Source organism: Massilia cellulosiltytica, assembly GCF_047325105.1.
Taxonomy (GTDB): Bacteria; Pseudomonadota; Gammaproteobacteria; order Burkholderiales; family Burkholderiaceae_D; genus Telluria; species Telluria orientalis.
In genome coordinates this window covers 2,207,426-2,229,034 of sequence record NZ_CP168562.1, presented here as the reverse complement: position 1 = coordinate 2,229,034, position 21,609 = coordinate 2,207,426, and the positions used below count along the sequence as shown (strand labels likewise).

Sequence of the window (21,609 nt, the reverse complement as noted above, 5' to 3'; positions counted from 1 at the left end):
GGTCATGGCGACGCCGCAGACCCCGCAGCACACCATCTCGGCGCTGCGCAACGCCGCGCGTCCTTTGACGGGCGGCGACCGCGACTACGACGCCCTGCTCGACCTCGTGGGCGATGCCCGCTTCGTGCTGCTGGGCGAAGCGACGCACGGCACCCACGAGTTCTACGAGGAACGGGCGCGCATCACCCAGCGCCTGATCGAGGACAAGGGTTTCCACGCCGTTGCCGTCGAGGCGGACTGGCCGGACGCCTACCGCGTCAACCGCTACGTGCGCGGCCGCGGCGATGACCGCAATGCCGACGAAGCCCTGTCCGGCTTCCAGCGCTTTCCGAACTGGATGTGGCGCAACACGGACGTCGCCGCATTCGTCCAATGGCTGCGGCGCCATAACGAGAAAACGGCCGGACCGCGGGTCGGCTTCTACGGCCTGGACCTGTACAGCCTGTTCACGTCGATGGAGGAAGTGCTGCGCTACCTCGACCAGGTCGACCCGAACGCGGCACGCCAGGCGCGCGAGCGTTACGCCTGCTTCGACCATTACCACGAGGACACCCAGCACTACGGCTATACAGCGAGCCTGGACCTGTCCGCGTCGTGCGAACAAGGCGTCCTCGAGCAGTTGCGCCAGCTACAGCAACGGGCCGCCGACTACATGTACCGGGACGGCGACGAGGAAGCGTTTTTCTACGCCGAGCAGAACGCGCGCCTCGTCAAGAATGCCGAGGAATACTATCGGACGATGTTCCGGGGCCGCGTGTCGTCATGGAATTTACGCGACAGCCACATGGCGGAGACGCTGGCTGCGCTTGCCCACCACCTGTCGAAGGATGGCGAGCCATCCAGGATCGTCGTCTGGGAACACAATTCCCACATCGGCGACGCGCGCGCGACGGAAATGGGAGAAATGGGCGAGTGGAACGTTGGCGAACTGGCGCGCAAGGAATACGATGGGCAGGCCCGGCTGATCGGGTTTTCCACGTACGACGGCTTTGTCACGGCCGCCTCGGAATGGGATGCGCCGGCCGAGCACAAGCGCGTCCGGCCGGGTATGCCGGGCAGCTATGAAGCGTTGCTGCACGAGACCGGCATCCCCCGCTTCCTGCTGCCCCTGCGCGATGGAATCGACCAGGACGTACGCGCCACGATGGAGGAACGGCGGCTGGAACGGGCCATCGGCGTCATTTACCTGCCGCGCACGGAGCGCCACAGCCATTATTTCGCTGCCCGCATGGCGCCCCAGTTCGATGCCGTGATCCACATCGACCACACGACGGCCGTGCATCCGCTCGATCAGGGCGGCGGCTGGCATGCGGAGGAACCGCCGGAAACCTATCCTACCGGTATTTGAAACGCGACCGAGGTGTCTGAAAAGTCGGGAAATGTGAAAATTGGCGAGATTGCAACCCTGTACAGACTTGTAAAATGAACAAAGGTGCAAGGCACGCTCCGCGTGCTTTCCTTCTCACTGTTCATTTACAAGGATCATGAAGCCAATCCGGATTTCGATCATCGCCGCCCTGCTCGCGGGCGCCACCTCCCTGCACGCCCAGGAAACCACGTCCAAGGTCGAGCGCTGCGACCGCCCGCTCGGCACCATCGCCGTCACGGAAGCGCAGAGTGAGAGCGCCCACGCGCTGCAGAGTTACGGGCTCGGCTCGCCAGTCGCACTGCTGCGCATCATGATCCAGCAATCGAACTGCTTCCAGGTGGTCGAGCGCGGGGCGGCGATGGCCAATCTGCAGCAGGAACGCGCACTCGCCGCGAATGGCGAGACGCTGTCCGGCAGCAATGTCGGCAAGGGCCAGCTGCAGGCGGCCGACTTCGTGATGACGCCGAACGTGCAATTCGCCGCCGCGAACACGGGCGGCATCGGCGGCGCGATCTCGGATTACGGCGGACGCCTGCTGGGCGGCCTGGGCCGGATCGCGGGCGGCATCGCGGGCAACCTCAAGTTCAAGGAAGCGCAGACGAGCCTGTTGATCGCGGACGTCCGGTCCGGCATCCAGGTGGCGGCGGAAGAAGGCGTCGCGACCAAGACGGACTTCGGTATTTCCGGCTGGAGCTGGGGCGGCGGCGATTATTCGCGCCTGGGCGGCTACACGAACACGCCGGAAGGCAAGATGGTCGCGGCCAGCCTGCTCGACAACTACAACCGCATCGTGGCGCGCATCCGCAACGAGCCGAGTCTCGTGCGCACCAGCAGCGCGGCCAGCAAGGTGAATGCGCAGGCGTCGACCCGCGAGGGCGTGCCCGTGACGGCCGGCGCCAGCGTGTATGCGCGCCTCGCGACCGTCAAGGTGTACACGGAACCGCGTTCCGGCAGCAAGGTGATGGGGACGTTGAAGCGGTCGGAAGAAGCGATCGCCACCGGCGAAGAGCGCGACGGTTTCGTCAAGATCGACGGCGAGAACGTCTCCGGCGGCTGGGTGCAGCGCACGCTGGTGGCCACGCAGCCCGCGCCGCAGTAACTACTTCATCGACACGCCGGCCGCCTCCTCCGCCACGCGCACGACGCAGCGGTTGCGGCCGCCGTGCTTGGCGGCATACAGCGCCGTGTCGGCCCAGCCCAGCACCTCGTCCTGCGTGGGCAGCGGGCCGTCCATGCCGTGCACGAGCGCGATGCCCACGCTGGCCGTGACGTCCAGCAGACCGGCGCCGGTCGCGATGGGCTTCCGGATGGCCTCCACGATCTTGGCGCCGATCCGCTCCGCCTCGTCGACGCCCTTGACGTCTTCCAGCAGGACGACGAATTCGTCGCCGGCCAGGCGCGCGGGCGTGTCCGTGACGCGTACGCAGGCGGCCAGGCGCTGCGCGAATTCCTTCAGCACCTCGTCGCCGACGCCGTGGCCCCACGTGTCGTTGATGGCCTTGAAATGGTCGATGTCCAGGTATGCCAGGCCCATCACCTGCCGCTGGCGGCGCACGCGTTCCAGTGCCTGGCCCAGCAGTTCGCCGAACAGCCGGCGGTTGGCGATGCCGGTCAGGCTGTCGAAGCGCGCCATCTGCACGAGCCGGCTTTCCGCCTCCTTCACCCGCGTCATGTCGTGCGCGAGCGCATACACGCCCGCGACGGCGACGTTCACCCGCCCCTGCGCCTGCACGTCCGGCACGAACGTCCATTCCAGGATGCGGTGCCGGCCCTGCGCCTGCAGCGGCATCTCGAACGTGGCGCCGACGCCTTCGAACGCCTGCTTCAGGCGCGGTCGCGCGGCGTCGTAGGCCGGCTTGCCCAGTACGTCCTGCAAATGCATGCCGGGCAGGCGGACCGGTTCCAGGCCCAGCCACGCCTGGAACGTCGCGTTGCCGAAGCCCAGGCGGTGGTTGCGGTCGATGTAGCAGATCAGCACGGGCAGGTTGTCGGCGATCAGGCGCAGGCGCTGCTCGCTCGCGGCCTGCGCCAGTTCCGCTTCCTTGCGCTCGCTGATGTCCATCGCCATCACGAAGAAGCCGACGATGCGGCCGTCGGCATCGATGTCGGGAATCGTGTCGATCATCTGGTGGCGCTTGGCGTCGTCGCTGCGCACGTCTTCCACGTGGCCATGCTCGCCGCGCAGCGCGGCACGGATCAGCGGTTCCAGGCGCGCGTAGCCGGCTTCGCCCAGCGCTTCGCGCACCGTGCGCCCGATGAACACATCCGGCGCGGATCCGATCATGCGGTCGAAGCCGGCGTTGGTGAATTCGAAGCGTTCGTCGCGGTCGACGTAGGCGATCACGGCCGGGACATTGTCGGCGATCGCGCGCATGCGGGCGGCCGCGCGCCCGCGCGCCTGTACGAGGTCGTGGAAAGCGCGGCCCAGTTCGCCGACCTCGTCGTTGCGGGCGAGCGCCAGCACCGCGCTGTCGACGCCCTCGTGGCGCACCGCGGCCACGTTGCGGCGCAACTCGGCCAGCGGGCGCAGGCCGCGGCGCACGAGCCACCACGCAAGCAGGCCCGCGACCAGCGCGAGGATGCCCGCCACGACCAGCACCGTGCGCCGCACCCGGGCGAGCGGCGCGAACGCCTCTTCCTCGGGATAGCGGGCGCCGAGGATCCAGCCGGTCGTCGCCAGGCGTTTATACGTGACGATGGCGGGACCTGCGCGGTCGCCGCCGATCAGCCAGCCCTCGAAGCCGTGCAGGGCGCGCGCGAGGCCCGGCTGGTCGGCGGGCGGCGCCGTCTGGCGCTCCTTCGCGGGCGAATCGATCAGCGTGCCGTCGGCCGACATCAGGAACAGGTAGCCGGTGCTGCCCGGCCGCAGGGCGTCGACCTGACGCAGGAAGCGCGCATGCTGCAGGTCGATGCGGCCGGTGAGCACGTAGACGATCTCGCCGTGGTCGTCGAACACGGGCGCCGTCACCAGCACCATGTTCGCGCCGGACAGGCGGCTCTGGAACGGATCGGACACGATGCCGCGGCCGCGCAACAGCGTTTCTTCGAAGTACGGACGGCCCGTGGCCGTCAGCGGCTGGGCGGTCGGCATGGAAGTGCCCGACGCCACCAGTTCGCCGTTACGGGCAAAGGCGGCGATGTTGACGAACTCGTCGCCCACGTCGGCCGTGCGGTTCGCGAGCCAGGCCTGCAGGCGGCGCGGATCGTGGCGGGCCTCGACCGGCATGGCCGCGGCCAGCGCGGCCATCTGGCGCAGGCGCGCCTCCAGCAGGTCGTCGAGAAAGGCGGCGGCCCCGGACAGCGACGCATACTGCTGCGCGCCCAGCACGGCGCGCAGGTCGTGCTCGGCCACGTCCACGGCCAGTGGGCCCGCCAGCATGGTGGCGCCCAGCACGAGCACGCCGACGGCACCGGCGAGGCGGCTGCGCAGGTTGGTCGGAAAAGTGATCGGTCGTCGCATGTAAGTGGGGCGTGCGATGCTGCGCATCGGGCCGCTCCAGTATGTCATAGCCCCCGGGTTTCTACTATTGCCACGTAAAAGATCAAATCCCTTGGTCTTGACGGGGCAGTTTGGTTTAGCATTGCACAGTTCAGCTTTGGCAATCCCAACCCATCCCACGAGGACATGAGTAAATACACACTGAACGTCAACGGCAAGGCCCGGGCCGTCGACGTCGAAGCGGATACCCCGCTGCTGTGGGCGCTGCGCGATACCCTCGGCCTCGTCGGCACGAAATACGGCTGCGGCATCGGCGCCTGCGGCGCCTGCACCGTGCACGTGGACGGCCAGCCGGCCCGCGCCTGCCAATTGCCGGTTAGCAGCATCGGCAAGCGCCGCATCACCACGATCGAGGGCCTCGATGCCCGCGCGATGCATCCGCTGCAGCAGGCCTGGACCGAGCTGGACGTGCCGCAGTGCGGCTACTGCCAGGCCGGCCAGATCATGACGGCGTGCGCCCTCCTCAAACAGCATCCGAAGCCGACCGACGCCCAGATCGACGACGCGATGGCCGGCAACCTGTGCCGCTGCGCGACCTACGTCCGCATCCGCGCGGGCATCCACCGGGCCGCGGACATTGCCGCGACCGGCGACAAGGGGAAAGCATGAGCCGCCCCGCCTCCTCCGCGCGCCGCCGCTTCCTCGGCCAGTCGGCGGGTGTTGCCCTGCTGCTGGGCGTGCAGGCGAGCGGCGCCATCGCGGCGCTGGCCGACAACGGCGCGCAAGAGCCCGCGGCGGGCGACTTCGTCCCGAACGCGTTCATCCGCATCGGCGCGGACGGCCGCGTGACGCTCGTCTCCAAGCAGCCGGAAATCGGCCAGGGCATCAAGACGTCGCTGCCGATGGTGCTGGCCGAAGAACTCGAGGTCGACTGGAAATCGGTCCGCGTCGTGCAGGGCGACCTGAACCCGATCTATGGGTCGCAGGGCGCCGGCGGCTCGACGTCGACGCCGACCAACTACGACAACTTCCACCGCCTCGGCGCCACCGCGCGCACGATGCTCGTACGCGCCGCCGCGCAGACGTGGAACGTGCCGGCAGCGGAGTGCCGGGCCGCGGACGGCGCCGTCGTGCACGGCGCCAGCGGCCGCAAGCTGGGCTACGGCGCGCTCGTGCGCACGGCGTCCGCGCTGCCCGTGCCGGATGCGAAAGAGGTCGTGCCGAAGGACCCGGCGACCTATCGCCTGCTCGGCACGCGCGTGGGCGGCGTGGACAACGCGCTCGTCGTCAGCGGCCAGCCGCTGTTCGGCATCGACACGCACCTGCCCGGCATGCTGTACGCGACGTACGTGAAATGCCCCGTGCCGGGCGGCCGTCCCGTCGAGGCGAACCTGGACGCCATCAAGCGCATGCCCGGCGTGAAGGCCGCGTTCCTCGTCGAGGGCACGGAAAACCTGAACGGCCTGCGGCCCGGCGTCGCGATCGTCGCCGACTCGACGTGGAACGCGTTCCGCGCCCGCAAGAACCTGAAAGTGACGTGGGACGAAGGCGAAGGCGCGCGCCACAGCTGGGCCGGCTTCCTCGCCGCCGCCCAGGCCGCGAGCGGGCAGCCCGGCGCCGCCGTGATGCGCAAGGACGGCGACGTCGATGCGGCGCTCGCGGGCGCCGCGCGCACGGTGGAGGCGAACTACGTCTACCCGTTCATCTCGCACGCGAGCATGGAACCGCAGAACTGCACGGCGTGGTTCAAGCCGCTCGAGGGCACCCTCGAACTGTGGGCGCCGACGCAGAATCCGGGCGCGGGCCAGGCCCTCGTCTCCGCGACCTTCAACATCCCGAAAGACAAGATCCTGCTCCACATCACGCGCAGCGGCGGCGGCTTCGGGCGCCGCCTGTCGTCCGACTTCATCGTCGAGGCGGCCGCGATCGCGCAGAAGGTGAAAGCGCCCGTCAAGCTGACGTGGATGCGCGAGGACGACCTGCAGCACGACCATTTCCGCGCCGGCGGCTTCCACTTCCTGCGCGGCGGCGTGGACGAGCAAGGCAAGGTCGTCGCCTGGCACGACCACTTCGTCACGTTCGCCAACCGCATCGAGAAGAAGGAAAGCGACGGCGGCAGCGCGAGCGTGCTGCAGCCGGGCAGCGGCGGCAACCTGTCCGGCGACGAATTCCCCGGCCGCTGGCTCGCCAACTGCCTGATCGAGCAGACGCCGCTCGAATGCCGCATTCCGATGGGGCCGTGGCGCGCGCCGGGCAGCAACGTGTTCGCGTGGGTGTTCCACAGCTTCATCGACGAACTGGCCCATGCGGCGGGGCGCGATCCCCTCGCCTTCCGTCTCGACCTCCTCGGCGACAAGGACCTCGTGGCCGGCACCGGAGAACGCGGCGTGCCGTACAACGTGGGCCGCATGCGCAACGTGCTGAAGGCCGTCGCGGAAAAATCCGGCTGGGGCCAGCGCAAGTTCGCGCGCGGCCAGGGCGCCGGCATCGCCTTCCACTTCAGCCACCGCGGCTATGTCGCGGAGGTGGCGGAGGTGACGGTGTCGAAGGAAGGCCGGCTGCGGGTGGACCGCGTCTTCGTCGTCGCCGACATCGGTGCGCAGATCGTCAACCTGTCCGGCGCCGAGAACCAGGTGCAGGGCTCCGTCATCGACGGCCTGTCCACGCTGATGTATCCGGCGCTCGACATCGACAAGGGCCGCATCGTGCAGAGCAATTTCAACGACTACCCGCTGCTGCGCATCTTCGACACGCCGACGAAGATCGAGACGCACTTCCTCAAGACGGACTACCCCGTCACGGGCCTGGGCGAACCCGTGTTCCCGCCGCTGGCGCCGGCCGTCTGCAACGCGATCTTCGCCGCCACCGGCAAGCGCGTGCGCGAGCTGCCGCTGGCCAAGGCGGACCTGTCCTGGAGCTGACCGGGTGACGGTGGAAGACGCGTCCAACCTGCTGGGCCAGGCCGTCCGCCTGCACCAGCAGGGCCGGCTCGAGCAGGCGCAGGCCCTGTACCGGCGCGTGCTGGACCTCGACCCGCGCCAGTTCGACGCGCTGCACCTGCTGGGCGTGATCGAGCGCCAGCGCGGGCATCCCGGCCGTGCCGTGGAACTGATCGAGGAAGCGCTGCGGATCGACCCGCAGCAGGCGCGCGCCCATTGCAACCTGGGCGCCGCGCTGCAGGACCTCGGCCGCACCGATGCCGCGCTCGCCAACTACGAAGCCGCGCTGCGCCTCGATCCGGGCTATGCGCTCGCCTGGGACAACCGCGGCAACACGCTGCGCCGGCTCGGCCGCCTGGCCGACGCGCTGGACAGCTACGAACGCGCCCTCGGCATCGCCCCGGCGCTGGCCGACGCATGGTGCCACCGCGCCATCGCATTGCACGACCTGGGACGCCATGCGGATGCCGTGGTGAGCGCCGAACAAGCGCTCGCCACGCGGCCCGCGTATGCGGACGCCTTCGTCGCGCTCGGCCACGCACTGCAGGCGCTGGACCGCCACGCGGACAGCGTCGATGCGTACGACAGCGCGCTCGCGCTGGCCCCGCAGGCCGACACCTGGTGCGCGCGCGGCGCGGCGCTGAAGAAATCGGGCGACCTTGCGGCCGCCCTGCACAGCTACGAACGGGCGCTGGCCGTGCGGCCCGACTACGCGCTGGCCGAGCACTATCGGGCGAACACGCTGCGCGGACTGGGGCAGCGCGACGCTGCCGTGGCGTCGTACCGGCGCGCGCTCGACCTGGGCGCGGATGCGGACGAGATCCGGTTTTCACTGGCGGCGCTGGGCGAGGCGGAGCAGCCGGATGCGGCGCCGGCCGACTACGTGAAACACCTGTTCGACCAGTATGCGGGCCGGTTCGACCGCCACCTCGTCGACGTCCTCGGCTACCGCACGCCGGCGCTGCTGGACGCCCTGCTCCGTCCGCACCTGGCGGCGCTGCCGCTGGATGCCGCGCTGGACCTCGGCTGCGGCACGGGACTGTGCGCGACTTTCCTGCGGCCGCTGGCGCGCCACGTCACCGGCGTCGACCTGTCGCAGCGCATGCTGGACAAGGCGGCGGAACTGGACCTGTACGATGACCTGGCCTGTGCCGACATCGCCGACTGGCTGGCGGAGCGTCCCGCCTCGTGCGACCTCGCCGTCGCGGCCGACGTGCTCGTGTACCTCGGCGACCTCGCGCCGCTGTTCGCGCGGGTGCGGCGCGCGCTGCGCGCGGGCGGGCTGTTCGCGTTGTCGTGCGAAGCGCTCGGCGAGGACGATCGCGGTTTCGCGCTCCAGCCGTCGAACCGGTTCGCGCATGCGCTCGATTACGTGCGGCGGACCGCGCAGGCGGCCGGGTTCGACGTCCTCGCGACGGCGCACGCGGTATTGCGCGAGGATCACGGCCGCGGCATCGCCGGCCACCTCGTGCTGCTGCGCGCGGCGTAATCGGGCAGCCGCCACGCCCGCGCCGCTGTCGCTCACGCCCAGCCGCACCACGCCGTCCACGCGCACCGGCGTCCGAATCAGGCGACGGAGAGCGCGACCATCCCGATCTCGCCCAGCCGCACCGGCACCGCCCCGCGCGCGACCATGCGGTCGAGCGCGCGGCGGCCGTCGCCAGGGTTCACGTCGACGGCGCGCATCGCTTCCGGCACGAGAAGCGTATCGAAGCCTTCTTCCAGCGCATCCGTGACGGTGTTCAGCACGCAGTAATCGGTGGCGAGACCCACCACCGTCACGCGCTCCACACCGCGCGCGCGCAGCTGCGCCGCGAGGTCGGTGCCGCCGAACGCGGAATAGGCGTCCACGGCCGCCGTGTCGGCTTTCGAAATCACGATGGCATCGTCGGGCAGCGCCAGCTCGGCCGCGAATGCGGCGCCCGCCGTGCCGGCCACGCAATGCGGCGGCCACGGTCCGCCCTGTGCCGCGAACGAGCAGTGGTCCTGCGGGTGCCAGTCGCGCGACGCGAAAATCGGCAGGCCTTGTGCCTGGTACAGCTCGATCAGGTGGTTGATCGGCGCGACCACTTCATGGCCGCCCGCCACGCCGAGCGCCCCGCCGGGCAGGAAGTCGACCTGCATGTCGATGATCAGCAGGGCATCCTGCTTGTCGAGGTGGATGGCACTCATTCGTCTCTCCTGGAAGCGGTCGCGGACCGCGATGCCTTATTGTCGCGCAAACTCAATGGCGCGTCTCGCGGGCAGCGATGGCGGCGGCATGGGCCGGATCGGGATCGTGCCCGCCGTGCCGGTCGAGGATCGCGGCGGCCCGCTCGGCCAGCGCGGCGTCGGCGGCGTTCACGGTGACCTGGCAGTCGCGCACATCGTCCTGCGCCACCGGCGCGTACGTGTGCGAATAGGCCGTCTTGCCCGTCACCGCGGGCGAATCGCCGACGGTGAAATTGCCCTGCACGGGGCCGGTCTCGTCGATGCGGACGTCGATCGCGACGTCGTCGGCTGCGATGCCCGCGGCCAGCAGTTCGGCGCGCGCCTGTTCGGCGGCCGTCACGTGCTTGAAGGTGCGTACGATGGGTTGCTGCATGGCGTCCTCCCGCAATGGTTCACTTTGCAATCACCGTACCAGAATCCCGCGCCGCGCGGCGCCCGCCGCTCGCCCCAATTTCCCGCGCGCTATTTTCCACCAGTGCGGCATCGTTCTGCCGATTTAGTACAATCAGGCAACACCCAGCCGTTGCACCGTGCGTCATGACTTTTCAACAACACCATCCCAAGAGAACAACAAAATGAAAATTTCTGCCCGGATCGCTTCCTCCCGCCCCCTCGCCACCACCGCCATGCACGGCCGCGTGGAAACGTTGCGCAGCCAGGGCGAGTCCGTGATCGACTTCTCGATCGCCATTTCGCACTTTCCCGCGCCGCGGCCGGTACTGGACGCGGTAGCGGCGGCGATCGAGCGCGAGCGGATCATGCCGTACACGAGCGTGGTCGGCGCACTGGACGTGCGGACACGGCTGGCGGCCAAGCTGAAAAAGGAAAACGACATCGACGCGGGCACGGACGAGATCATCGTCACCAACGGCGCCAAGCAGGGATTGTACGAAGCGCTGTATGCGTTGAGCGATCCGTACGACACCGTCCTGATTTTCAAGCCCCACTGGCCGGCATACGTTGCTACGTCACAACTGTTGGGCCTGCGGACTATCCTGGCCGATCTCCCTGAGGAAATCACGCCGGCACTGCTGGATGGCCTCGGCAAGCCGGACATCGTCATCATCAATAACCCGCACAATCCCACCGGCAAGGTGTACACTCGCCGGGAACTGGAACACCTTCGAGCATGGGTGGAGCGCATCGGGGCCCGGGTGATCGTCGACGAAAGCTACGAACACCTGATCTTCGAAGGCGGACACACCAGCCTGGCGGCCTTGTGCGACTGGCGGGACATCGGCGTGGTAACGCTGTTTTCGGCCTCGCAGAGCTACGCCATGATGGGCTGGCGGGTCGGCTTCGCGCTGGCGCCCGCCGAAGTGGTCAACGCGATGCAGACGCTGCAAGGCCCAATCACGGCGGCCGCGCCGCATTTGTCGCAGGTGGCCGCCGACGTCGCGTTCGCGACCGGCGCGCCGCGCGCGATGATGGCGGACTACCGTGACCGGCGCGACCTGGCGGTGCGGCTGTTTGCCGAGGTCCCCTGGATCGTCATGCACGCGCCGGCCTCCGGTCCGTACCTGTGGGGAGACGTGCGCAGCCTGACGCTGGACACGGTCGGCTTTGCCGAAGCGCTGCTCGAGGAAAAGAGGGTGGCGGTCATGCCGGGCGAGGCGCTGGGCGTGCCCGGCTACATCCGGCTCGGCTATATTTCGGACGACGTGGCGACCTTGCGCGAAGGCATCCGCAGGATCATCGAATTTGGGAATGCGTTTGTTGCCCACAAGGCGGCAGATAGAAGATAGACAAATGACATCTGGCTTGAGCCGCTTCCGGCTGAACAGCCTGCGCAGCCGGCTCATGTTGCTGGTCGCGCTGGCGATCACGCCGCTGGCGGTGATGACGATCCTGTCCGGGATCCGCGAACGCGAACATGCCATCAAGGCATCGGAAGAAAACCTGCGCCGCCTGACGGGCATGGCGGCCGCCAACGAGGCCCAGTCGATCGAGGGTGCGCGCCAGATCCTCGTCGACCTGGCCAGCGTCCCGGACCTGATGGGCGACACGGCGAAATGCACGTCGCTGCTGTCCGACGTCCTCGACCGCAACGAGGGCTTCGTCAACTTCGGCCTCATCCAGCTCAACGGCGACGTCACCTGCAGCGCCGTCCCCCTGCTCCACCCCGTCAACCTGGGCGACCGCAGCCACTTCCGCCGCGCCATCTCGGAACGCCGGTTCATCGCCGGCGACTACGTGTTCGGCCGCGTCATCAAGAAGCACACGATCAACCTCACCTATCCCGTCATCGACCGCAGCGGGAAAGTCCTGGCCGTCGTGTTTGCGGCGATGGACCTGGAAGGCCTCGACACCTTCATCAACGACATCAACCTGCCGCCCGGCTCCGTGCTGGCGACGGCCGATGCGCGCGGCACCGTCATCTCGCGCCGCCCCGATCCGGAGCGCTTCTTCGGCACCAGGTTGTCGCCGGCGATGCAGGAAGCGTTGAACACGGCCGGCCAGCGCGCCGTGACGGTCCGCGGCGACGACGGCATCGAGCGCCTGCACACGTTCGCGCGCGTGGGCGCGCCCGCGCTGACCGACTACACGGTCACGATCGGCATCCCCACCGAGACGATCCTGTCGGCCGCGCGCCACGACCAGATCATGTCCCTGCTGGGCCTCGCGGCGACCACGCTGCTCGCCATGCTGGCCGCCTGGCTCGTGGGCGACGTGCTGATCGTCCAGCGCGTGCGCAAGCTGATGGGCACCGCCGAGCGCATCGCCGCCGGCGACCTGGAAGCGCGCTCCGGCATCGCCTACGGCCACGAAGAGATCGGCAACCTGGCCCAGGCGCTGGACCGCATGGCGGCCGCGCTGCAGAAGAAAGAGACGGCCCGCTCGCTGGCCGAGCGCGAACTGCGCGCCGCCGACCAGCGCAAGGACGAATTCCTCGCGATGCTCGCGCACGAGCTGCGCAACCCGCTGGCGCCGATCAGCACGGGCGCGCACCTGCTCAAGCTGCTGCACTCCGATAATGCCCAGATCACCCAGACCTGTTCCATCATCGTGCGCCAGGTCGACCACATGACGAGCCTCGTCGACGACCTGCTCGACGTGTCGCGCGTGACGCGCGGCCTCGTGTCGCTGGCGACGCAGGTGCTGGACTTCAAGCGCGTCGTCGACGACGCGGCCGAGCAGATCCGCCCGCTGATCGCGGCGCGGCGCCACCGCGTCGTGATCGAGCTGCCGCCCGCGCCCGCGTACGTCAAGGGCGACCACAAGCGGCTCGTGCAGGTATGCGCGAACCTGCTCAACAACGCGACCAAGTACACGCCGGAAGGCGGCACCATCCACCTGCGCGTGGACGCGGACGGCAACGACTACGTGCTGACGGTGGCCGACGACGGCATCGGCATGGAGCCCGCCCTCGTCGAACGCGTGTTCGACCTGTTCACCCAGGCCGAGCGCACGCCGGACCGCTCGCAGGGCGGCCTCGGTCTCGGCCTCGCCCTCGTGAAAAGCCTCGTCGAACTGCACGGCGGCGAAGTGAAGGCCTACAGCGCGGGCCTCGGCAAGGGCTCGACGTTCACCGTACGCCTGCCCCGCTACACGCAGGACGTCGTGCTGGCGCCGGCGCCCGTCGTCGGCGGCGAACACCACGACGGCGGCGTGCCGCTGCGCATCCTGCTCGTGGACGACAACGTCGACGCCGTCCACACCTTGCAGCTGTTCCTGCGCTCCGGCGGGCACCGCGTGGAAGTCGCGTACTCCGCCACGGACGCGCTGGAACTGGCGAAATCCTTCGTGCCGGAAGTCTGCCTGCTCGACATCGGCCTGCCCGACTTCGACGGCAACGAACTGTCGCGGCGCCTGCGCCTGCTGCCGCAGGCGGCCGGCGCCACGCTGATCGCGATGACGGGCTACGGCCGCCAGCAGGACCGCGACACGTCGATGGCGGCCGGGTTCGACCACTACCTCGTCAAGCCGGTGAATACGATGCAGCTGGCGGATATCCTGGCTGCGGCCGCCGAGGCGAACATCCGGCGTTAACGCGTCTGCGTATCGCGTTGATGGACTGGGGAGCCCATCTTACGACGCTGCAAAACTATCGCCACGCGGTTTCTCTCAACATCTGCGGATACTGATCTCGCATAAATGTACTCGTGCCTTCCGGTCGAGAATCACGGATGGGCAACCGAGGAGAGAAACATGGCAGCTGATGTCTATTTGCAAATTGATGGCGTCAACGGGGAATCGAACGACGACAGGCACAAGGGATGGATCGAGATCGTGGCCGTTGACTGGGGTGTCACCCAGCCGACTGCCGGCACCGTGTCGACCGCTGGTGGCCACACAGTCGGACGCGCTGTCTTCGATGCGATCCGGATTACGAAGGCGGTTGATCTCGCTTCTCCAAAACTGATGGAACTGGCGGCCCAGGGCAAGACGATCCCGAAAGCCAAGCTCGAATTCTTCCGCGCGGACGGCTCCGGCGCGCTCAAGTATTACGAGGTCATGCTGGAAAGCGTGCTGGTGTCCAGCAGTAAAAAATCCTGGGGCGGATCCGGCTTGGTGCTTGACCAGTTCACACTGCACTACGCCAGGATCGCCGAGAAATACACCCAGCAGAAAATAGGCGGCGGTGCCGGCGGAAACACGTCCGGCGGATGGGATCTGGCAGCGAACAAGACCGCGGCCTGACAGGATGAGGTGACCTCATGCTCCATGTGGACACGCAAGGCTACGTCGTCAATGCACGTGTACAGCGGGCGCCGCGTCCACTGATCGAGCGCGGCATTTTACAGCGGGTCAATGGGATCATCGTTCACCAGACCGGCGGCGGGTCTGGCGCCTCGACCTTGAATAGCTACACGATGCAAAACGCGAACGGCGCTCATTTTTTGATCGACAAGGATGGAACGATCCATCAGACCGCATCGCTATTCCGGCAGACCTGGCATGTGGGTAGACTTCGAGCGCGGTGTCTCGCTGAGCATCGTTGTAGCCCGACCGACCTTCATGCGCTGAAACACTTCAGTCCAAAGACCGAACACCGGATGGAAATGGCGAAGCCCACGCCTCAGCGTTATCCCTCGAACGAGGACAGCATCGGGATTGAGATCGTTGGTGCCGTGGTAGCCGGCAAAAGCCGGAACCCGGCCGAGCAGGGAGTCTACGAAACGGTGAATGAACGGCAAAACGCGTCGCTTCAGTGGCTGATCGCCGAGCTCACCTCGACTTTCGGCGTGCCGATGAGTGAAATCTTCCGGCACCCGGTCGTCTCCCGCAAGAACCCGACGGAAGCCGAAAGCGCATCATGGTAGTCGCTGCACTCCTCCTTGCCGTGACGGCAGGCGCGTCCGTAGCAATGGACGATGGTTCTGGTACCGAACCAATAATGCGCAAGACACATCTTCCGCCGATCAGCACAGTCACCAGTCGGAACAGCGGCGCGATCTCTCCAGCGGCAGGTGAACCTGCGGCGCAATGCTCTGGTTTCAAGCTCAGCGATCAGGAAATCCGCGAGTACATCGGCAAAGCGGCCGAAGTCTCAGAACACGATTACTTTCATATGCTCGACTGGTCGCCCTGCTATGCGAGCGGAGAAGTCACCTTCAAGAACGGCGTCAGGGGTATCTGGGCAATCCAGCAGTATCGTGCCGGCTCGCTTAAACTGGGCAACGGTCAAACCTTATACCTGTATTGTCCGCGCTGCCGGGCCGACGCTTTCCCGCCTGCCGATGAATAATCAGGCCACGGCGGGTTGGTTGAACGTGTAGGCACGCGCAACCGTACCGTGTTTCATCCGCACCATCCCTTATCATCGACCGTGAAAGGAGATGATATGGAGACCGTCGAAGTCATCCTGGCGATGCTGCTCGCCGTGATCGCCAGCGGCTACGTGGCGCGCGTGCTGCCCATCGCCCTGCCCCTGCCGCTGATCCAGATCGCCGCGGGCGCCGTCATCTCGGGCGTTTTCCGCCATGGCATCGCGCTGGAGCCGGACATCTTTTTCCTGCTCTTCCTGCCCCCGCTGCTGTTCGTGGACGGCTGGCGTATTCCCAAGATCGGCCTGTTCCGCGACAAGGCGACGATCCTGGAACTCGCGCTGGGCCTCGTGCTGTTCACCGTCGTCGGCGCCGGCTACCTGCTGCACTGGATGATCCCCGCGATGCCGCTGGCGGTGGCCTTCGCGCTGGCGGCCATCGTGGCGCCGACGGACCCGGTCGCCGTCTCGTCGATCACGGCGCGCGTGCCGATGCCGCCGCGCCTCATGCACATCGTCGAGGGCGAGAGCCTGCTCAACGATGCGAGTGGCCTCGTGTGCTTCCGCTTCGCCGTCGCCGCGGCCGTGACCGGACACTTCTCGCTGGCGCAGGCGAGCCTGACGTTTCTGTGGGTGGCGCTGGCGGGCATCGCGGCCGGCATCGCGATCACGTTCGCCATCACGCGCGCGCACGGCATCCTGCAGCGCCGCTTCGGCGAAGAGGATGGCGTCCCGGTGCTGATCAACCTCCTGACGCCATTCGGCGCCTACCTCGTGGCCGAACGCCTCGAGGCATCGGGCATCCTCGCGGCCGTGGCGGCCGGCATCACGATGAGCTACCTGGAATTGTCGGGCGGGGCGACGCCGGGCACGCGCATCCGCCGCAACGTCATCTGGGATGCGCTGCAATTCACGTTGAACGGCACCATGTTCGTGCTGCTGGGCGAACAACTGCCGGACATCGTGCGCGGCGCGCTGCACCCGGCCGGCGGCACGCCGTACGATCTGTGGTGGCTCGTCGGCCGCGCGCTCGCGTTCAGCCTGGGGCTGGTGCTGCTGCGCTTCGCGTGGGTGTGGATTTCGCTGCAGCTGACGATCCTGAACCGCAAGCGCCTGGGCCGCCAGGTCTTCACGCCGAAACTGCGCGTGATGCTGGCCACGTCGGTGGCGGGCGTGCGCGGCGCCCTGACGATGGCTGGCGTGCTGACCCTGCCGCTCGCGCTGCCGAACGGCGATCCGTTCCCCGCGCGCCACCTGGCGATCTTCCTGGCCAGCAGCGTGATCGTGGTGTCGCTGCTGCTCGCCAGCGCCGCGCTGCCCGCCCTGCTGCGCGGCCTGGAGATGCCGGCCGAGCCGGATGCGAAGTGCAGCGAGGACGATGCGCGCCACGCGGCCACGCTGGCGGCCATCGCCGCGCTGGAACGGGCGGAGAAGGAGGACGGCGAGGACGGCAGCCGGGCCGTGGCCCACGTGCTGCGGCTGTACCGGCACCGCCTGAACGCGACCGACGCCGTGGGCGGCAATGGCGACGCGCAGGCGCTCAAGCGCACGGAGCGCAGCTACCGGCTGCTCGCGCTGAGCGCGGAGCGCGACACGGTGCTGCGCCTTGCGCGCCGCATGGACATCTCGGACGAGACGGCGCGCCGCCTGCTGCGCCAGATCGACTTGCTCGAAGCGCGTTATCAGAAAAACTGAGCAGCAAAACCGAGCAGCAAAACCGAGCAGCGAGGCTAGCCGCGGCTGCTCTTCAGCCAGTCGCGCCCCCGCTCGTCGAGCGCTTTCGCGATGACGTCGGGCGGCAGGCTGTACACGGTGGCCCACGTGGCGCGGCCGTCCGGCGCGTTGGAAGGAAAACTCGTCGTCTCGATCGGCCAGTGGTACTTGCGCTTGAGCGCGCGGACGATGGCGGCCAGCGTCACGCGGCCGCGCAGCGGCTCGGCGCCCGCCTGGTCGGCGTTGGACAGGAGGACGGCGAGGACGAGGCCGCGCGCGGTGCGCGGTCCGGGGAAGATGGGCGTTTTGCTCGGCATGGCGCCATTCTAACGGGCCTGCGCTACGTTAGTTCCCGAACGGTGCGCACCCGGCGCCGGCGTAGACTGGGGCCAGCCCACCTTGCGAGTCCCCGATGAAGAGCGCAGACCAGATACCTTCCGACCCGGTGCCGAACACCGATCCGCCTGCCGCCGCCAGGGCCGCGGGCCTGCGCTACGTCCACGACGACCGCCCGGGCATCTTGCGCGAGCCGGTCAAGGACGGCTTTCGCTACCTCGACGCGAAGGGCGAACCGGTCGAGGACGAGACCACCCTCAAGCGCATCAAGTCGCTGGCGATCCCGCCCGCGTGGACGGACGTGTGGATCTGCCCCCAGGCCAACGGCCACCTGCAGGCCACGGGCCGCGACGCGCGCGGGCGCAAGCAGTACCGCTACCACCCGAAATGGCGCGAGGTGCGCGACGAGGTCAAGTACGAACGGATGATCAAGTTCGGCAAGGCGCTGCCGCAGATCCGCAAGGAAGTCGATCGCGCGCTGTCCCTCCCCGGCCTGCCGCGCGAAAAAGTCCTCGCGACGATCGTCTACCTGCTGGAAGCGACGATGATGCGCATCGGTAACGACGAATACGCCCGCGAGAACAAGTCGTACGGCCTGACCACGCTGCGCAATCGCCACGTCAGGATCGACGGCAGCGAAGTCGAGTTCCGCTTCCGCGGCAAGAGCGGTGTGTATCACGACGTCAAGGTGCACGACCGGCGCCTCGCCCGCATCATCCAGCGCACGCGCGACCTGCCGGGCCAGGACCTGTTCCAGTACCTCGACGAAGACGGCGAAACGCACACGGTGGGATCGAGCGACGTGAACGACTACCTGCGTACGATCACCGGCGAGGATTACACGGCGAAGGATTTCCGCACGTGGTCCGGGACCGTCCTCGCCGCGATGGCGCTGCAGGAATTCGAAGCCGTCGATTCCGACACGCAGGCGAAGAAGAACGTCGTGCGCGCCATCGAATCCGTCGCGGAACGGCTGGGCAATACGCCGTCCGTGTGCCGCAAGTGCTACGTGCACCCGGCCGTGCTGGACGCCTACCTGGACGGCACCATGCTCGAAGGCCTGCGCGCCCGCGCCGAGGAAAGCCTCGTCGAAGACCTGAAGGACCTGCAGCCCGAAGAAGCGGCCGTGCTCGCGATGCTGGAACGGCGCCTCGCGCAGGAGACTGCCGCCAACGACCTGGCCGTGAAGCGGCGCGCCGCCTGAATCCATCCAACGAAAGGAACCCCATGAGCAGCATCGAACTCGTCGCCGATTTCGGCCACCAGGTGACGGGTGTGACCGTCGCCGAGGACGGCCGCATCTTCGTCAACTTCCCCCGCTGGACCGAGGACACCGAGGTGTCCGTCGCCGAATTGAAGGATGGCGGGGTGCGGCCGTATCCGGACGAAGCGTGGAACGGCTGGCGCAACGCGAAGAAGGACGAGGTGACGCCGCACGACCACTGGGTGTGCGTGCAGAGCGTCGTCGCCGACCGGCGCGGCAGCCTGTGGGTGCTGGACCCGGCCGCGCCGGCGCAGGCGCACCTGGTGGCCGGCGGCGCGAAGCTCGTGCGCATCGACCTCGCGACCGACAAGGTGACGCAGACGATCGCGTTCGACGAGGACGCCGCACCGCAAGGCTCCTACCTGAACGACGTGCGCTTCTCGAACGACGGCAAGGTCGCGTACATCACCGATTCCGGCGTGCGGGGCGCGCTGCTCGTCGTCGACATCGCGTCCGGCAAGACGGTGCGCGTGCTGGACGGCCACCCGTCCACGCAGATGAAAAAAGGCTTGAACGTGACGGCCGACGGCAAGATCCTGCGCCGCCCGGACGGCCGCGGCGTGGAGTTCTCGGCGGACGGCATCGAGCTGTCCGGCGACGGCAAGTACCTGTACTGGCAGGCGATCAAGGGCGACGAGTTGTATCGCATCCCGACCGCCGCCCTCACCGGCGCCGGCTTGCTGGGCGAGGACATCGGCGGGCAGGTCGAATCGTACGGGAAGAACGGCGTCAACGACGGCCTCCTCATCGCGCGCGGCACGGAGCTCATGTACCTGACGTCCGTGCAGGACGATGCGATCAAGGTGCGCGACCTGTCCGAAGGCCCGTCGGCGCAGGCGCGCATCGTCGTGCAGGACGAGCGGCTGCGCTGGCCGGATACGTTCAGCCAGGGCCCGGACGGGACGATCTACGTGACCACGTCGCACATCCAGGATTCCGCGTTCTTCAAGCCGGAGGCGCCGGCGGCGTTGCCGACGCAGTTGTGGAAGATTGTGCTCTAACCCGTCGTTCCCGCGAAAGCGGGAACCCATGCCGAGCAACAAAAACCAGTAAGTCGGATATTTCGCGAGCGGATTGATACCGGGCTTCTGACGTTCAGTATGGGTTCCCGCCTACGCGGGAACGACGAGTCATGGACTGTCGGCGAGTCCAAATACCCCTTCCCGCAACCACCCCCGCACAATCCGGAACCGCCACGTCCGCTCCACCGGCGGCATGCGCTCCGGCTCCGCCGCTTCCCAGTCCACCTCGACGACGCCCTGCAGCTGCAGCACGTCGCCGGTCGCGAAATCGGCCACCACGATCGCCGCGCGCGGCTCCACCAGAAAATTGCCGAGCGTGTTGAAGTACCGGTTGCCCGCGTAATCCGGCACGACCAGCACGTCACCCTCCAGCCGCGCGAAGCCGGCCGGGCCGCCCCGATGCGACACGTCCAGGCCAGCGGCACCGTCCTGCGCATCGGCGCCGCTGGCGCTGGCCACGAACAGCGTGGGCGTCGCCGCCAGCATCGCGCGCGCCCGTGCCGGCAGGTCGGCATCGAATGCCGTCACCGGGCCGGCCGTGCGCTCGACCGGCTGCAGCGCGCGCACGTGGATGTAGCGCGGGCAGTTCCCGAACGACTGCGCGACGTCGACCGTGAATCCGGCCGCGCCCAGTGCCGCGACAACGCCGTTCAACCGGTTGCGCCGGCGCGTGCCCAGGTCGATGCCGAGCATGCCGACCCGTGCACCGGCCGCCAGCCGCGCCCGCACGGGATCGTCGGGCGACGGCAGCGCGGCCACGTCGAGGCGCGCCGGATCGGGCGAGCTGGCGAATCCGGGCGGCCCCTGCACGAGGGTCGCGAGCGGCCAGCCTTCATCGTCCGCGACGGCCAGGGCCACGAACGGCAGCAGCGGGAAGAAGGTCCGGTGCTGGTCCGGCATGCGGTTGCGGATCGGCGCGTTGAACGGCTCGACGCCGGCCAGCGCCTGCGCGCTCAACTCGCCTTTGTGGAACGGCAGCGGGATACGGTCGCCATCCATGATCGCTCACTCCCCCGGCATCGCGACGAAGCCCGGCAGCGCTTCCACGCGGGCGATCCACGCGCGCACCTGCGGGTACGGATCGAGCGCGATGCCGCCTTCCGGCGCGTGCGCGACATAGCTGTAGCACGCGACGTCCGCGATCGTGGGCACGGCGCCGGCGAGCCAGTCGCGCGCGGCCAGCTCGCCTTCCATCAGGCCCAGCACGCGGGCGGCCAGCGCCTGCGACAGCGGGGCCGGCACGCCGGTGTCGTAGAACCGAGCGGACACGCGCGCGGCGGCCGGGCCGAACATGATCTCGCCCGCCGCCTGCGACAACCAGCGCTGTACGCGGGCCGCGCCGACGGGGTCTTCCGGCAGCCAGGCGCTGCCCGGCGCGTAACGCTTCGCGAGGTAGACGAGGATGGCGTTGCTGTCGGCCAGCACCACGTCGCCGTCCTGCAGCACCGGGATCTGGCCCAGCGGATTCATGGCGCGGAACGCGGCGGAGTTGCGCACGTCGGCCGGGCTGTCGGCGAATTCGTAGGTCAGGTCGAGCAGGTGCAGGAACAGCCGGGCGCGGTGCGCGTGGCCGGACAGGCGGGTGCCGTGGAGGATGCGGGTCATGGTC

The 21,609-nt window shown here is 68.3% G+C and carries 19 protein-coding genes; 13 read left to right on the top strand and 6 right to left on the bottom strand.

Annotated elements, in window-relative coordinates; all coding sequences use genetic code 11:
* Positions 1-4 precede the first annotated feature (4 nt).
* Both ACEN9H_RS09980 and ACEN9H_RS09975 read left to right on the top strand, forming a co-directional pair.
* Positions 5-1,348, top strand: a complete 1,344-nt coding sequence (locus ACEN9H_RS09980) for an erythromycin esterase family protein (RefSeq protein WP_413674637.1) — start codon at positions 5-7, stop codon at positions 1,346-1,348.
* 136 nt (positions 1,349-1,484) lie between these two features.
* A complete protein-coding gene (locus ACEN9H_RS09975; RefSeq protein WP_160407597.1) occupies positions 1,485-2,468 on the top strand; it encodes a CsgG/HfaB family protein in 984 nt (327 codons plus the stop codon).
* On the opposite strand, the gene ACEN9H_RS09970 is transcribed toward ACEN9H_RS09975, so the two are convergent.
* The gene (locus ACEN9H_RS09970) at positions 2,469-4,829 is read right to left on the bottom strand and encodes a diguanylate cyclase domain-containing protein (protein WP_413674636.1); all 2,361 of its coding nucleotides are present in this window, start codon (positions 4,827-4,829) and stop codon (positions 2,469-2,471) included. It abuts the gene before it with no gap.
* A gap of 165 nt (positions 4,830-4,994) precedes the next feature.
* On the opposite strand from ACEN9H_RS09970, the gene ACEN9H_RS09965 reads away from it, so the two are divergent.
* The 3 genes from ACEN9H_RS09965 to ACEN9H_RS09955 are packed head-to-tail and all read left to right on the top strand — an operon-like array spanning position 4,995 to position 9,236.
* On the top strand, positions 4,995-5,477 hold the full coding sequence (locus tag ACEN9H_RS09965) for a (2Fe-2S)-binding protein (protein ID WP_056135516.1): 483 nt from the start codon (positions 4,995-4,997) through the stop codon (positions 5,475-5,477).
* Entirely contained in the window at positions 5,474-7,729 is a 2,256-nt protein-coding gene (locus ACEN9H_RS09960; protein WP_413674635.1) for a molybdopterin cofactor-binding domain-containing protein, read from the top strand. Before ACEN9H_RS09965 ends, ACEN9H_RS09960 begins: the two co-directional genes overlap by 4 nt.
* 4 nt (positions 7,730-7,733) lie before the next feature.
* A complete protein-coding gene (locus ACEN9H_RS09955; protein WP_413674634.1) occupies positions 7,734-9,236 on the top strand; it encodes a tetratricopeptide repeat protein in 1,503 nt (500 codons plus the stop codon).
* 77 nt (positions 9,237-9,313) lie between these two features.
* Here the strand turns inward: ACEN9H_RS09955 and ACEN9H_RS09950 are convergent, their stop codons facing one another.
* Both ACEN9H_RS09950 and ACEN9H_RS09945 read right to left on the bottom strand, forming a co-directional pair.
* The gene (locus ACEN9H_RS09950) at positions 9,314-9,919 is read right to left on the bottom strand and encodes an isochorismatase family protein (protein WP_413674633.1); all 606 of its coding nucleotides are present in this window, start codon (positions 9,917-9,919) and stop codon (positions 9,314-9,316) included.
* A gap of 52 nt (positions 9,920-9,971) precedes the next feature.
* Positions 9,972-10,331, bottom strand: a complete 360-nt coding sequence (locus ACEN9H_RS09945) for a hypothetical protein (protein WP_056135524.1) — start codon at positions 10,329-10,331, stop codon at positions 9,972-9,974.
* Between the two features lie 202 nt (positions 10,332-10,533).
* Here ACEN9H_RS09945 and ACEN9H_RS09940 point away from each other — a divergent pair, with 202 nt between their 5' ends.
* The 6 genes from ACEN9H_RS09940 (at position 10,534) to ACEN9H_RS09915 (ending at position 17,360) form a co-directional block, all read left to right on the top strand.
* The gene (locus ACEN9H_RS09940; protein WP_413674632.1) at positions 10,534-11,703 is read left to right on the top strand and encodes a pyridoxal phosphate-dependent aminotransferase; all 1,170 of its coding nucleotides are present in this window, start codon (positions 10,534-10,536) and stop codon (positions 11,701-11,703) included.
* Positions 11,704-11,707: 4 nt separating this feature from the next.
* Positions 11,708-13,948, top strand: coding sequence for an ATP-binding protein (locus ACEN9H_RS09935; protein WP_413674631.1), 2,241 nt, complete (start codon positions 11,708-11,710; stop codon positions 13,946-13,948).
* A 159-nt stretch (positions 13,949-14,107) separates the two neighbouring features.
* The gene (locus ACEN9H_RS09930; RefSeq protein WP_413674630.1) at positions 14,108-14,599 is read left to right on the top strand and encodes an Hcp family type VI secretion system effector; all 492 of its coding nucleotides are present in this window, start codon (positions 14,108-14,110) and stop codon (positions 14,597-14,599) included.
* A 17-nt stretch (positions 14,600-14,616) separates the two neighbouring features.
* A complete protein-coding gene (locus ACEN9H_RS09925) occupies positions 14,617-15,222 on the top strand; it encodes an N-acetylmuramoyl-L-alanine amidase (protein WP_413674629.1) in 606 nt (201 codons plus the stop codon).
* The gene (locus ACEN9H_RS09920) at positions 15,216-15,647 is read left to right on the top strand and encodes a hypothetical protein (RefSeq protein ID WP_413674628.1); all 432 of its coding nucleotides are present in this window, start codon (positions 15,216-15,218) and stop codon (positions 15,645-15,647) included. The genes ACEN9H_RS09925 and ACEN9H_RS09920 overlap by 7 nt, the downstream gene beginning before the upstream one ends.
* A 96-nt stretch (positions 15,648-15,743) precedes the next feature.
* On the top strand, positions 15,744-17,360 hold the full coding sequence (locus tag ACEN9H_RS09915) for a Na+/H+ antiporter (RefSeq protein ID WP_413674627.1): 1,617 nt from the start codon (positions 15,744-15,746) through the stop codon (positions 17,358-17,360).
* 35 nt (positions 17,361-17,395) lie between these two features.
* Here ACEN9H_RS09915 and ACEN9H_RS09910 read toward each other — a convergent pair whose 3' ends face one another.
* Positions 17,396-17,695, bottom strand: coding sequence for a hypothetical protein (locus ACEN9H_RS09910; protein ID WP_056135542.1), 300 nt, complete (start codon positions 17,693-17,695; stop codon positions 17,396-17,398).
* A gap of 95 nt (positions 17,696-17,790) precedes the next feature.
* Between ACEN9H_RS09910 and ACEN9H_RS09905 the strand changes: the two genes are divergently transcribed.
* Both ACEN9H_RS09905 and ACEN9H_RS09900 read left to right on the top strand, forming a co-directional pair.
* Positions 17,791-18,918, top strand: a complete 1,128-nt coding sequence (locus ACEN9H_RS09905; protein WP_413674626.1) for a DNA topoisomerase IB — start codon at positions 17,791-17,793, stop codon at positions 18,916-18,918.
* A 23-nt stretch (positions 18,919-18,941) separates the two neighbouring features.
* A complete protein-coding gene (locus tag ACEN9H_RS09900) occupies positions 18,942-19,979 on the top strand; it encodes an L-dopachrome tautomerase-related protein (RefSeq protein ID WP_413674625.1) in 1,038 nt (345 codons plus the stop codon).
* A gap of 129 nt (positions 19,980-20,108) precedes the next feature.
* On the opposite strand, the gene ACEN9H_RS09895 is transcribed toward ACEN9H_RS09900, so the two are convergent.
* Positions 20,109-20,999, bottom strand: coding sequence for a pyridoxamine 5'-phosphate oxidase family protein (locus ACEN9H_RS09895; protein ID WP_413674624.1), 891 nt, complete (start codon positions 20,997-20,999; stop codon positions 20,109-20,111).
* A gap of 6 nt (positions 21,000-21,005) precedes the next feature.
* On the bottom strand, positions 21,006-21,605 hold the full coding sequence (locus tag ACEN9H_RS09890; protein ID WP_413674623.1) for a glutathione S-transferase family protein: 600 nt from the start codon (positions 21,603-21,605) through the stop codon (positions 21,006-21,008).
* Positions 21,606-21,609: the final 4 nt, after the last annotated feature.

What these genes read in the sequence shown, in the direction of transcription:
- ACEN9H_RS09980 (WP_413674637.1), top strand. Translation starts at nt 5, where the DNA reads ATGGCGACGCCGCAGACCCCGCAGCACACCATCTCGGCGCTGCGCAAC.
- ACEN9H_RS09975 (WP_160407597.1), top strand. Translation starts at nt 1,485, where the DNA reads ATGAAGCCAATCCGGATTTCGATCATCGCCGCCCTGCTCGCGGGCGCC.
- ACEN9H_RS09970 (WP_413674636.1), bottom strand. Translation starts at nt 4,829, where the DNA reads ATGCGACGACCGATCACTTTTCCGACCAACCTGCGCAGCCGCCTCGCC.
- ACEN9H_RS09965 (WP_056135516.1), top strand. Translation starts at nt 4,995, where the DNA reads ATGAGTAAATACACACTGAACGTCAACGGCAAGGCCCGGGCCGTCGAC.
- ACEN9H_RS09960 (WP_413674635.1), top strand. Translation starts at nt 5,474, where the DNA reads ATGAGCCGCCCCGCCTCCTCCGCGCGCCGCCGCTTCCTCGGCCAGTCG.
- ACEN9H_RS09950 (WP_413674633.1), bottom strand. Translation starts at nt 9,919, where the DNA reads ATGAGTGCCATCCACCTCGACAAGCAGGATGCCCTGCTGATCATCGAC.
- ACEN9H_RS09945 (WP_056135524.1), bottom strand. Translation starts at nt 10,331, where the DNA reads ATGCAGCAACCCATCGTACGCACCTTCAAGCACGTGACGGCCGCCGAA.
- ACEN9H_RS09940 (WP_413674632.1), top strand. Translation starts at nt 10,534, where the DNA reads ATGAAAATTTCTGCCCGGATCGCTTCCTCCCGCCCCCTCGCCACCACC.
- ACEN9H_RS09935 (WP_413674631.1), top strand. Translation starts at nt 11,708, where the DNA reads ATGACATCTGGCTTGAGCCGCTTCCGGCTGAACAGCCTGCGCAGCCGG.
- ACEN9H_RS09930 (WP_413674630.1), top strand. Translation starts at nt 14,108, where the DNA reads ATGGCAGCTGATGTCTATTTGCAAATTGATGGCGTCAACGGGGAATCG.
- ACEN9H_RS09925 (WP_413674629.1), top strand. Translation starts at nt 14,617, where the DNA reads ATGCTCCATGTGGACACGCAAGGCTACGTCGTCAATGCACGTGTACAG.
- ACEN9H_RS09920 (WP_413674628.1), top strand. Translation starts at nt 15,216, where the DNA reads ATGGTAGTCGCTGCACTCCTCCTTGCCGTGACGGCAGGCGCGTCCGTA.
- ACEN9H_RS09915 (WP_413674627.1), top strand. Translation starts at nt 15,744, where the DNA reads ATGGAGACCGTCGAAGTCATCCTGGCGATGCTGCTCGCCGTGATCGCC.
- ACEN9H_RS09910 (WP_056135542.1), bottom strand. Translation starts at nt 17,695, where the DNA reads ATGCCGAGCAAAACGCCCATCTTCCCCGGACCGCGCACCGCGCGCGGC.
- ACEN9H_RS09905 (WP_413674626.1), top strand. Translation starts at nt 17,791, where the DNA reads ATGAAGAGCGCAGACCAGATACCTTCCGACCCGGTGCCGAACACCGAT.
- ACEN9H_RS09900 (WP_413674625.1), top strand. Translation starts at nt 18,942, where the DNA reads ATGAGCAGCATCGAACTCGTCGCCGATTTCGGCCACCAGGTGACGGGT.
- ACEN9H_RS09895 (WP_413674624.1), bottom strand. Translation starts at nt 20,999, where the DNA reads ATGGATGGCGACCGTATCCCGCTGCCGTTCCACAAAGGCGAGTTGAGC.
- ACEN9H_RS09890 (WP_413674623.1), bottom strand. Translation starts at nt 21,605, where the DNA reads ATGACCCGCATCCTCCACGGCACCCGCCTGTCCGGCCACGCGCACCGC.